This is a genomic window from Lyngbya sp. PCC 8106 (assembly GCF_000169095.1).
In the GTDB taxonomy this organism is placed as follows: Bacteria; Cyanobacteriota; Cyanobacteriia; order Cyanobacteriales; family Microcoleaceae; genus Capilliphycus.
The window spans coordinates 132,551-144,962 of record NZ_AAVU01000016.1 but is presented as its reverse complement, the minus strand read 5'-3'; the positions used below and the strand labels follow the sequence as shown (position 1 = coordinate 144,962).

Here is a 12,412-nt window from a genome sequence, read left to right as displayed (position 1 = left end):
TTAAGGGGAGTAGAAGAGACATCAAACAAACGATTTCCCCCCGGAATGCGACGGTCAAAGCCAATATTCTTCCGAGTTCCGGTATTTGTGATCTTTCGGGCTGGCACGTTCATCGGACTGCAATCTTAAAGCAAACGGGACTAGATTTCTATATTCTAGTCCCATTTGAGCCTTGTTGTAGACTTATGTACGCACTTTTTTAAGCTTATGTGCGAAAATTTTAAACTTATGCGCGAACCAACAACAATGTAGGTTCGCAGATAAAGTGCTAATTTATGGACGAAAAAATTACCCTTTCAACTCCGATTTTCTTGAATAAAGTGCTAACTTTTTGCAAATAAGCTGCTAAATCTTGGATAATTCGCGCAATAGTTGCTAATTTCTGGATTACACTTTTTAAAAAAGTCTGCATCTATTGTGTATCAAGCATTTCAGCCAAATCAATACCAACCCGATGAAGTTGTAAAAATTTATACTTCAAGTCCGATGCAGAAGTTAGGCGAAAGCGTAACTTGCCTTATTGCAAAGCGCCCCAACTATAAACAAGCAATTCCTTGTTCGGTTCATCTACTTTTTAACCCGTAAAGATCTAAAAATGGCGATCGCCATTTTGGAAGTGAAGATCGCTAATCGAAGATCGCAGAGCGATCGCTATTGGTCGCTCGAATACAAGCGCAGACCGTTATCCACATCTCAACAACGGACCTCAAAGGAGACAACCGGACTCAAAACTCCTTGGGGCGAACATTCGGAGCGAGGCTATCTCTAAAAAAATTAGGCACAAGGGATGTTACCAGCAATTTGCTCTCCCTTTATTTATAAAGTTTTATAACTAAATTATTAATTTTTGATGAAGTAATAAACAGTTCTGGGTTCAGCCTAAAGTATTATACAAAAAATCCTACTATAATCAAAGATTTAAGCTGAATTAGTTAACTCTTTAGCTTGACAGAATCTTAAGCAAAGTTTAACTCATTCAGTTGCTAAATTGCTTCTGTATTGGGGTGCTGAATGATGTTAAGTTATGAAATTGAGGATTCCGAGTTAGAGCTTGTCGATGTCAATCCTTCTGTTAATGCAAGATTTGATGTCTTCGGAAAAGTAATTGATATCGATCACGTCTATCCCTTGTATTCTGCTTTTTGTCGTCAGGAGCCACTGCTACATCAAATTCAGGGAATTGGCATGACAGCAATCACTGGCTCTCCAACACCACAAGGCTTATTAAAACTCACCCCAGATTCTCATGTCATATTTCGAGTTCTAGCATCGCAAGTTCCCCTCATCTATCCGTTATCCGAGCAACCTGTGAAGCTTGGAAAATATGAAATAGAATTTGGAATTCCGAAAATTGAGCTTCTTCAACCCGCTTCTCGGTTAAGATCTCGCATGGTTATAATTCGGGGCTATAAAGAACCCGAAGCTTTTTTACAGGCGGCGAAAAGACAGTTAAATGAGTTAGAAATTCAAGGAAATCTGAGAATCCTTCAACGTTCAGATGGTAAGTTTAATCGCAAAACCATTAAAGTTAGGGAACAAACTCTGATTGGTTTTGGAGCAGAAGTGGACGGTCTTAGTCCTGAAGATTCCCTGATTTTACAACAAAAGGGAATTGGAGGAAAACCAAAAATGGGATGTGGAATTTTTCTTCCCCTTCCGAGAAATTCCCGTAGAATTTCATAAAAAATGCGGTAATATTCCTCTCAAAAATAGGAGAGATAGCTGAAAAAAATTAATTCGGTTTAGAAAAGGAATGAATCATGTCGTCAGTCAAAAAGTCTCCCCAATTACACTTCAATTTAAGTGAACCCAACTTCACCATTCTACATTGCCTGGGCTTGGCGGGGTTAGCAATGAGCCTCAAACAGATTGAAAAACAATATCCATTACCTGCACAACGCCCCGGAAAACTCAATTGGTGTGTTGACTCTCGAAATATTGATTTATATTGGCAAGGACAAGACAGTTTGGCTTTAGATTGGCTATTCAAAGAATCCTTTAAAATAGATCAAAGAGGTTTAATTTCTTTCACGGGCTTGAACCCTGAGTCGATGCCACTCCCTACTCAAATTGTGAATCATCAATGTTTAACTAATAGTAGCTTTCTACAACACAATAAATTTTTTAAATCGGGTGGAGTTGCATCGGAGTCAATCACCGTTGATGAGATTCCAATTGAAGTCAAGTACAAAAGAGCAGTTTCTTATGCTCATCAAAACTTTGCACCAAAAATTTGTGATCCGCAGGGAAATCTTTATCAAGAACCAATTCAAATTGTGAGTTGGCTATATCCAGGTGCAATTGTTCGCCATGCAGCAGCAGAAAAGTCTACAAAAATTGAAGAAACTGTAGAACAAGCAATTGCTTTGCTTTATGCGCCCGTCGCTTGTATCTACTACTTAGTTCGGTCAAGAATTCATAATCAAAAAGCTCAATATGCTGTTGTAATTCCCGTTATTACGAATTTGGAGAGTTATGCTTTACAAAGGCTTGAACTGAATCACCTGAGCTATCAAGAGTTGTATGTTACGGGAACGGGAGATGCGGGTTTAAAATCTTTATACTATCTGGCGACTTCCCAAACGACTGACCCCAATAAAATTCAAAAATGTAAAGTTATTGTTTATGGAACATTTACTTGGTCAAAACAGCAAAAAGTTCGAGGGGATGTAAAATTGATTAAAAGTACAGTTGCTGTTAATCATCACTATCAACTTATTCATCACTTGTTCCCCAATCGGGCTGTTAAGCCCAAAAAAAAAGTTTTGTTGCTCTAAGTTTTATTCGAGAGGTGATGACCGATAATTTATCAGAGCATTTGCCTTGGTGGAGTAACTTCTTCATTTACTTTAAAGAAAAAGACCAATTCAAAGAACTTCGATATCACCGGGATAAACTGAACACAATGATTGAAAACTCACACTGGGATCTACCCACTCAAAAACTATTCATTCAGGCTTTTCATGAAGCCTTGAGACGAATTTATGGACAGGTTGCGGCTAAAGCAAAAAAACAAGAAGATAACTGGATACAGTTTGATCGAGAATATCAGCAAATCTACAGTAGTCTCACTCGGATCACAGATTTTGAGAGTTTTCAAAGCTTTATTTGTCAATTTTGGGCTAGGGCTAGCCGACCCGGACATTTAATTCCTACCCTACAGGAACACTGGGATAAATTTTTATTTCAAGATGAAGATTTCAATTGGGAACAGGCTAGAAATTTAGCTCTTTTGGCTTTGGCCAGCTACAAAGGACAGAAGAAAAATTCTCAAAAGTCATCAGAATCTGAGGACTCTGTAGAAGAAAAAATTAATTTATAGGGAGTGAAAATGACTTTTCATTTACATGGAAATATTCTCACGGCTTCAGGAATTGCCAGTAATAATCGGGGGAAATCAAATAGTAATATTGCAAACTTACATAAATTCAAATGGAAACAAAGAAAGACTTATACAAGAATTTCCTCTGAAGCCATTCGCTGGGCTTTGCGATATTACTGGCAAGAAATGGGTTATGCTGTGTATCGGTTTTGGGATGCTAATGAACAAAAATATATTGAGCAAGATTCCCACGATCCAGATAAATACATTGATGACGATGTGATGGGTTATCTAGAACTTGAAGCGACCAAAAAGGAAGTTAATGATAGTTCTAAATCGAAAAATAAAACTAAAAAAAGCCCTCAAAAACCCATACAAAGAACAGGAGTATTGAAAGTAACCAGTGCTGTATCACTCCTACCCTACTTTGGAGATGTTACTTTTAACGCACGGGCGGGGGAAAAGGATGAAACCTCTTTGTATGGTTCAGAATATCACGCTACACGTTATCAGTATGGATTTTCTTTAACTCCTAAACGCTTAGTCAAGACTTCTAGAATTCTCCAAATTTTGGACGGTTTAATCTCGCTCTATGAAGTGGGTGGAAATCATTCTCGCTTTCTCTATGACTTTGCTGCTGAAAGTCTAATTTTCCGGTGGACTCATGATGTTTGTCCTAGAATTTTATATAGTTTTGATGAGGACTCGCAGGGTAATATATCAGTACCCGACTTGGTTTGGAATCTTCAAACTCAAAATATTGCTCCACATGAGTTATGGATTGGGGGGCGAATTGCAGAATCTTTATCGGATACAGAAGCTCATACTTTTGTCAGGATTGAAGAAATGGTTGAACATCTAAAAAGAGTCATTACAGAAGATTTAGAGCTAGAAAATAATGATGAATCAGCTAATTCTACAAGTTGAAGTCCCGATGGCTAGTTTTCGTAACTCTCGCGCACGGGAATATTCAGAAAGTTATCCGGTACCTCCCCATTCTACAGTGTATGGAATGTTGTTGTCTTTAGTCGGAGAGACGAATCGGTATAAACATTGTGGGGTCAAACTGGCGATCGCCATGTTATCAATTCCTTACAAATCTGTGAATTTGCGAACTTTACATCGCTTTGAAACTTTTACTTCTCGAATTCCGAAACCTGAATTGTATGAGTTGCTAACAAACATTGAATTTATTGTTGCTATTTCTGGACAAGAAGAAGAAAATCCAACTTTATTAGAACGGATTGTGGAAGCAATTCATCGTCCAGAAGAGTTAGATCGGTTTGATCCGTTGTATTTGGGTGAGAGTGATCATTTGGTGAATCAGATTTTCATCTGTTCGGAGTTTCCGAAAGACAAGTCTTTATATTGGTTAATACAAAATCCTGATGGAGATTTGACTTTACCCTATTGGGTTGATCATGTCGGCTCCTGTGGAACGCGCTGGCGACGTTATCTGATCGAGGAGTTTCAGGTATTGGAACCACCAGAGCAATCCTGGACTTTGATCGAGTCTTCGTAAGAGGTCATTAATTTACATACAGTTGCACGATGTCCAGTTTTTACATGGATATCCGCCTGTCGAGTCTGATTGAACCCAGAACTAGCTTGAATCTTTTGCTAGAAAGGGAATGTAGCAATTTTTAACAGACTTGAGGTGCTTGTAAGTGGTTAAAGCATGATATAGTAAGGATTATAGCTTCTGTATCTTTCTGTCGGTAGCAATATGCTTTGTTTCATCGGTAGGTGCTTGCAAAATTATCTGACAGAGTGCGGTAGCTCAGGGGTCTGGCAGTTGCCCTGCCCAACTATTAGATGTCATTAGGCGTTGATCCCATTCGGTTGTGGCTTTGAATCGAATTTCTTGCCTTCCCCTGCCCAACTATTAGATGTCATTAGGCGTTGATCCCACAAGATCATTCAAAAAGCCGCAGCCGAAGGTAAAACCTGCCCAACTATTAGATGTCATTAGGCGTTGATCCCACTGATGCGGAATTAGAAGAACTAGAAATCCGCTACTGCCCAACTATTAGATGTCATTAGGCGTTGATCCCACTCAGTGGTTCATGAACGTACAACCTTTACTAGAACTGCCCAACTATTAGATGTCATTAGGCGTTAATCTTTTTGTACTCTAAGATTGCCCATCATGCTAATTGGGATTCATCTTCTTTATAAGTAAATATGACAGCATAAGTTGAAGTTGACAGGCTAATGCTGATGCTTCCCCATTGAGGGATGACCTTATACCCCAGATCGATTTTGTTGTGTGACGCTTGCTACCCGCGAAAACCCCTGTCATCAAATTATCTGGCAGTCGAAAAATAAGTTTGGGTGCGGAAGCTTCGCGTGCGCGAAGCGCAATCGCCATCAACTGCATTTATTATCGAAGTGTACCAACTGTGGAACCCCCTTTTCAATTCCTGCTCAATGGATACAAGGAGAGTGTCCTCACTGTTTCCTACCATTCACAACAATGCTAAAATGTCAAAAGCACCTCTAAATACGGCTATGGACTCGACTACCGAAACGTTAGAAAACCCATATTCTCAGTTTCAAGCTGCCTGTTCCAAGATTTACATCGAATTGGTTGACATGGAGTTGACAGTCCAAGCAATGGTATCACGGTTAGAGTCCAGCGCATCCGAGTATAAAGTGATCGCACCGTCTGAGGTGTCCCAAGAAGTTAAACAAGGGCTAAAACTTTACTACGATAACGGAGGTCAGAAGACCTGGGTTTTATCGGAAGCCTTGGCGAATGGTCAACCGATTACGAGTCAGCAAATTGACCAGATGGTATCATTTTTTAATGATGCAAGTGCGAAAAGAAATCAACCCGAATGGAGCGATTATAATGCTCCTTTTCAACCTTTGATTTGTTGGAAATTGATGGGGGGCGATTTTGGTAGTCTCTGGTCAAGAACAACGAAGGAATTGTATGTGAGTATCAAAAAGCAGTTAAGTCAGCAATAGTTTTATTTGGAACAAACGGTGGGTAGCCGTTAGAACACCTTTTTTTTCGCCAAGATATCAAGTGTCTAAATTCCGATGAAATTGGGGAAATAAAGCTGCAAAAAGGGACGGGCTTCGGGTTTCATTGAACGCCCGACACCGGACACCCAACACCCAAACATTTCCCATCCCCTTTTCGATTTGGCAACAGTTTCTCCTGAAATTAATCCGGTTGTTGAATCAGGGTCTTTAATGATTCAACCAACTCCTGTCCTCGCTTAAGATCGCCCGCTTTTAACTCTACAACTTGCCAAGGAGAAGCACTGCGCCGCAAACCGTCTCGAATATGGCGATCGCGTCTCAAAGCTGCTCCCCGGTGAAACGCCGCACCATCGATATAAATCGCCAACTTCTTCTCGGGTACCGCAAAATCGGCGATTGAAATTGGCTGATCTCCAATATTGGGGGCGACTGGAACCTGCTTTTGAGGAAAAAACCCGTACCGCTCAAATAATCGAAGAAACTTTAATTCTAAAGGAGAATTCACCCCCTCCGCGTAAGCATCCAACCAAGGCTTAACAGCATCCAAATCGCCCAATTGAAGGGGCTGTTCTTCGGGAATATTCTGCTGTAAAGCTTCCAAAACCGACGCAATTAGAGTCCAGTTTAATAAATCGTGGTAACGCTGATTTTGATAAGTTTTTAAACAGCGATAACAAGCCGTTTGACAATCGGGATGATCCAAATGTTCCAGGGCGCGATCGGCGACTCGATGCCATTCTGTAGCAATTCGGCGCAGATAACCGCTTCCCCCCAAACTCGGGTCAATAAACGTCAGAGTTGCCACACGGTAGCGCCGGCCATTCTCCTCAACCGTCCACGACCCTTCAAACTCAAAAACAACCTCCGAATCATCCAACATATAACAGTGCTGCATCCCCGCCTTCAAAGCATATCCCAACGATAAACCCCAAGCTTGCAGCTGATCATCGCTCGTCTCGCGAGGCACCGAAACGATCAACCGCAAAACCTCGGCTTTTTCGGCCGTCACCAACGCGATCGGGCGGGGCGGAGTTCCCCTCTGGGGACACTGTTGGGCGTGACCATAAATATCCCGTTCTCCCTGGGAGGTGCTGCGAGTCCTCCGACGTCCTCCCGAACGAGTTCCTTTAGTTTCGGGAATAGTGAGCAACTTTCCGCAAGAACCACAAAGCAAATACCCCTTAGCTTGGCTGTGCAGTGGAGAAATTTCGGCTTCCAGTTCTTTCTCCGAAGGGGGAAACCCTTCATTCAACCACCGCACCTCTTCCTCTCGACTCAGGCGCAACATCCAGCCGTCTCCAACCCGCCAACGACCGATCACCTGTCCGTTCCACTGGGGATAAACCTGAATTAAATTGCGGGCCGCATAACGTTCTTCTTCATCAAGGATCGGACTTTCATCAGCCCGTGCCAAAAATCCGGCAAACTCCGCCGCAGGTAGGCTTTGTTTTGGTCGATCGCAACGGCATCGGGGACAAAAAGGTTCATCGGCAGCGTGGCGCAACCCACAAGTCCGACACACTCCGTACAGCCAACCCGGTTGATCGGGTGGGGGATTCCAGGGAGAAGACCGATCCAGTCCAATCACTTTCCAGCGACGGGTGCGAGCATAAACTTGAGCGTCGGGGCGAAACTGATTAATCCCTACCCGACGAGCCGTAGTAATGGGGTCGGCTTCGTGTTTGTCTTCCAGCAACCGCAACGCCGCAGGTTGAGTCGGAAATTCGTATCCGGGAAGAATACCAAACTCGGCAAACCGTCGCAACGGATATCCCCCCGAACGATCATCGGCTTCCGTCGCCTTTTGATTGCGATCGCCCGGGAGTCCCAAAATCTGAGCAATTAATTTCTCAGAATGGATCGCCGCCCCCCTTCCCTGGAGATTTTGATGATAAACATCAAGTGCCTGTCGCAGTTCGATCACCTGTCGGGCGGTACGATTAATCACATCTTGAATGCGGTCGGGCAATTTCTCTAACGACGCTCGCAACTGAGACTCGTCCAACTCCGCTTCTGCTAAGATCCCGTCCTGCCAAGCTTCCTTCGCCAAAGCGATCGCCGCCTCGAACTGCACCCTCACCCCGGCAATTAAAGCATCAACGTCTTCCTGTTTAATTTCGCCCTGGGGAGAAACATAATCGAGCATTTTTCCCGCCAGTCCGGGTTCAGCCGCCCCAAATGCGATCGCGTGCAGATGGCGAAAAATCACATCCCGATTTCCCAAAGCCACCGCAGGCGCGGGAACTTCCCCAGAAATCATCTCTGCGGGTTTGTCATAAAAATATTGGTCGTGGGGGGTGCTGCGAGCGTAACTGATCACCAATCCCACCCGGGTCCGGCGTCCGGCCCGTCCTCCCCGTTGAGCGTAGTTATCCGGGCGGGGGGGAACGTTTCGCAAGATAACCGCATCCAACCCTCCCACATCAATACCCATTTCCAAAGTGGGCGAACAAGCCAACAAATTCACCGTAGACTCGCCCAAATCCCCCTTAAACAATTCCTCAATAATCACCCGTTCATCGTTGGGAACCTGGGCGGTATGTTCCCTGGCATTGAGCGAAATAATATCGCTGGCCCGAATCCGTTTAACCGTGCGGTTTTGATTGACCTCGGCATCGCTCCACTCGACCAAAGAACCGTGACACTGACAGCAGGGAAAATTTACCGAAAATCCGCCGGCGGGAGTTCCGCAAACCTGACAGCGCAACCGTTGGGAAGAGGTTAAAAGCTCGAATAAAATTTCATCGGCGTTCACCTGCAACAGTTGCCGGCTTTCCCGATAGCCGTAAACATCTGCCGCCACCAAATAGGCGCCGGTCCGCAAAAATTCCAACAATTCGATCATGTGGCTCATTTCCACCTTGGGCGAGCCGTTAAACCGTTCGACCAAATGCTTTAAAATCCGCTCCAAACTCGGCCCCCGACCGCCGGATTTTGGTTTTCGCCAACAGTTCAAATGTTTGATCCCATAGGGAATTTCTGCCGCATCCACATACCCCACTGGTTCGCCCGCCGCCGACAGCGCAAACCCTTGGGGCGATCGAACTCGCCGCTCCCAATTTGCCTTTTTTAAATATTCGGGAATGCGAACACTGTCGGGATGATAGCGCAGCAGTTCGCGGGAAACACAGCCCCGAATTCGGATTTCATTCAAAATGGAGGTGCAGAGATAATAAAGCTGGTTTAATTCGACGCCCAAACTTTGCGCCAAACTTGCCCCCTGTTCTCGAACATAATCCTCCAATTCGTGGTAGGCAACCCTCACCAACCCCAAATTAATCAGCGTTCCTCGGTAGCCGGCATTGATCGCAATTTCATCCAGTAGCGGCGCTTCTTCCCATGCTTGAATTTTTTGGCGGTCTTCGGAGGAAATGCGGCGCTGGTTATGTTCCGGTAGATTGGGATTATCCCCAACTTGCAGGGCGCGATCGCTCAACAACTCCACGGCCCTCTGTAATTTTAACGTTCCCTCCTCTTTGAGCAACTCGATCAGTCGCCGTCTCATCCGGTCATAACGGCTGGCAAAATGAATAAAACGGGCTTGATGGGCCGCATCCTGACGGCTATCGCTAAACACCAACAGCCTCTCTTTCCCCGCCTGTCCGGGCTGTGTGGAGCGAACCGCCGCCAACGACTCCATCAACCCTTCGCTCAACACTTTCACCGCCGCCGAGGTTCCCAACGCCACCGGAGTAACAACGTTGCGACTTCCCGCCGTTCCCCCGCAACACAAACAGCGAGTCCGGGCGGGGGCCAGGGTAATTTTCACCGGATGGAGGTTTTCTTCAAAACTGAACGCCAAGCTTTTGGGATCGAAGGAACCCGAACAAACCGGACGCCGACGCATGTGTTCGGTTTGTTTTCCGGTTTTTGAGGATTTACGCTTGCGGGTTTTGGGGGGGCTATTTTCTTCAACGGAGGGGCTATCTTCTTCCTCTTCAACCCCGATCAAGCTCTCAAACCGACTCGCTTCGTACAGCATCCACTCGTGTTCTTCTGAAGGCTCTCCACTGGGACGCAGGGGTTCGGCTCCCGGATCGATGGGGGATTTTCCCACAAACCGCAGATAGTGCGCTCCGCAGTTGCGACACAGGTACAGCGGCGCCGTAGAATAGCCGCAGCGACAGCGTTCTTCTCCCATCGGGTAGAGTTTCCCGCACTCGGGGTTGAGACAGCGATAAAAATGCCATCCGCCCCGAATGAAGCGATGCGCCCGTATTCTCAACGCTCCCGGCGTTCCTTCCGGTAGGGCGGCGCCGGCGAGTAGGGCGGTTTCGATCTCTTTTTGCAGCGACTCGGGGGAACAGTTTTGGCGGGGTTTGACTTCGGTTTTCACTTTCTCTACAATTTGAGTCAGAGACATCGGAGAACGAATTAACCAACGGTTTAAATCCCACAGTAATCGAGTCCGTTGAACCGCTTCATCGAGGGGAGTTGTTAAGGGTTGTTCCGATAGCTGACAAATGGCACGGGTGACGGCTTCGGAGTTTTGGATGTCGAGATCGGCGATCGCGGCGGGTTGGGATGAATAAACCGCTTCGGAAGGGGTGACAATTTCTTCTAATTCTTCCCCGATCACCCGAATATTTTGGGGAGGGGCGCCGGATATTTTCCCAAAAAATTCCTGTACCGCCCTGTCTCGCTGTTGGAGAGACGTGAGGGTTTCTTCCTCAGAATTGCCATTTTTTTCCGCTACACTTTTAATGGTTGCCGAAGTTCCCACCGGAATTAATACCGGATAGCGACGCCCCCGAAAGTTATCAAGTCCCTGCCGATTTTCCAGATAATAATCCTGTGTAGCTCGTTTTAAATGGGCTTGTAAACGCCGCACCAACAGAGCGATATTGCTCCCCAAGCTTCCCCGATAGCTGTGAACTTCATCCAACACCAAAAACCGACAGCGATGATTGGCAAATATCCGTTCTCGATCCGCCGGACGAACCAACAAATACTCTAACATCATGTAGTTCGTCAACAAAATTTGAGGGGGATTTTCTCGCAGTTGATACCGTTCTTCTTGGGTAGTTCCCCGATCATATTTTGCCACGGAAACCGCACCCGCCCAACCTGAATCTTTTAAATAAGTGTTAATTCGCAACAGTTGATCGTTTGAGAGGGCGTTCATCGGATAAACTAAAATTGCAGTTAATCCCGATTTTTTAAAAGCGACACTATCTTCGATCGCATTCTGAATAACGGGAAGTAAAAACGTCTCGGTTTTTCCGCTTCCGGTTCCGGTTGTCACCACCAACGGCGAAGCATTTTCTCCCAACAAATGGGCGATCGCATCCGACTGATGCAAATAGGCTAATTTGCTCTTAGAACGCTTTTCCATCACCTCGGCGAGTCGGCGATCAATCGGTAAATTTCGCCAAGGTTCGCCGGGTTTAAACGGACGATGAACCTGATAAAATGGTTCTTGGGATAAAAACAAAGGTCGATCAATTGCATCCTCTAGGGACTGTTTTAAATCCGGATCTTTCGCCCGAAATTCCGTCAATAAATAATCCCGATATTCAGCAATAACATGATCTAAAATTTTAATCGGATGAAGGGGGGTGTCGGGTGTCGGGTGTTGGGTGTCGGGTGTTGGGTTTTGGGTTTTGGGTGTTGGGTGTTGGGTGTTGGGAGAAACGGAATTTTGTTCAACTCGCTGCTGTACAAACTGAACCAACTGCTGATAAAATTGATCGCTGAGAGTATCTATATTAATAATCTCTGCAAACTCAACAAATTGCCAATCTTGGGGAATTTTAGCAAACAATAAATTCAGCGTTTCCGTTGAAACTTCATCCACGTCTGCACAGTCAAGAGTTGCCATTTTTTGAGCCAAAAATGTACTCGCTGCAACAATCGCATCTTCACCTTTATCGAGAATTTCCTGAAGTTTTAGAACCAGCATAATTTGACCTCTTAAACTCTATGAGATGAAAAAATTAAATAGTTGAATCCCCTACCGCTTTGAAAGGGGGGAATAAAGAATAACACGGTTGAAAGTCCCCCTTTTGAAGGGGGATTTAGGGGGATTAATCCTGGGTTGCATTGCTTTTTATCTTTCATATTGGATAAACCGAGACAACAATTTACAAACCAATA

At 44.9% G+C, this 12,412-nt stretch carries 7 protein-coding genes and 1 CRISPR repeat array; of the genes, 6 read left to right on the top strand and 1 reads right to left on the bottom strand.

Going from position 1 to position 12,412, the window contains the following annotated elements; translation table 11 throughout:
- Positions 1-1,011 precede the first annotated feature (1,011 nt).
- The 6 genes from cas6 to L8106_RS12895 all read left to right on the top strand — a co-directional run bounded on the left by cas6 (position 1,012) and on the right by L8106_RS12895 (position 6,295).
- A complete protein-coding gene (gene cas6 / locus L8106_RS12925) occupies positions 1,012-1,683 on the top strand; it encodes a type I-MYXAN CRISPR-associated protein Cas6/Cmx6 (RefSeq protein ID WP_083798404.1) in 672 nt (223 codons plus the stop codon).
- 77 nt (positions 1,684-1,760) lie between these two features.
- Positions 1,761-2,777 carry a type I-MYXAN CRISPR-associated Cas8a1/Cmx1 gene (gene cas8a1, locus L8106_RS12920; RefSeq protein WP_009784760.1) on the top strand — a complete coding sequence of 339 codons (1,017 nt, stop codon included), beginning with the start codon at positions 1,761-1,763 and terminating at the stop codon, positions 2,775-2,777.
- Between the two features lie 17 nt (positions 2,778-2,794).
- Positions 2,795-3,322 carry a CRISPR-associated protein Cas8a1/Csx13 gene (cas8a1, locus tag L8106_RS12915; RefSeq protein ID WP_009784759.1) on the top strand — a complete coding sequence of 176 codons (528 nt, stop codon included), beginning with the start codon at positions 2,795-2,797 and terminating at the stop codon, positions 3,320-3,322.
- Positions 3,323-3,331: 9 nt separating this feature from the next.
- Complete coding sequence (gene cas7i / locus L8106_RS12910) at positions 3,332-4,249, top strand: type I-B CRISPR-associated protein Cas7/Cst2/DevR (RefSeq protein ID WP_009784758.1); 918 nt, start codon at positions 3,332-3,334, stop codon at positions 4,247-4,249.
- Positions 4,221-4,844 (top strand): type I-MYXAN CRISPR-associated protein Cas5/Cmx5/DevS, encoded by a 624-nt coding sequence (cas5, locus tag L8106_RS12905; RefSeq protein ID WP_232228474.1) that lies wholly within the window; start codon positions 4,221-4,223, stop codon positions 4,842-4,844. The genes cas7i and cas5 overlap by 29 nt, the downstream gene beginning before the upstream one ends.
- Before the next feature lie 277 nt (positions 4,845-5,121).
- A CRISPR array of direct repeats spans positions 5,122-5,449; the repeat unit is 37 nt; unit sequence CTGCCCAACTATTAGATGTCATTAGGCGTTGATCCCA.
- A gap of 357 nt (positions 5,450-5,806) precedes the next feature.
- Positions 5,807-6,295, top strand: a complete 489-nt coding sequence (locus tag L8106_RS12895; protein ID WP_009784755.1) for a hypothetical protein — start codon at positions 5,807-5,809, stop codon at positions 6,293-6,295.
- A gap of 202 nt (positions 6,296-6,497) precedes the next feature.
- On the opposite strand, the gene L8106_RS12890 is transcribed toward L8106_RS12895, so the two are convergent.
- Positions 6,498-12,218, bottom strand: a complete 5,721-nt coding sequence (locus L8106_RS12890) for a DEAD/DEAH box helicase (protein ID WP_009784753.1) — start codon at positions 12,216-12,218, stop codon at positions 6,498-6,500.
- Positions 12,219-12,412: the final 194 nt, after the last annotated feature.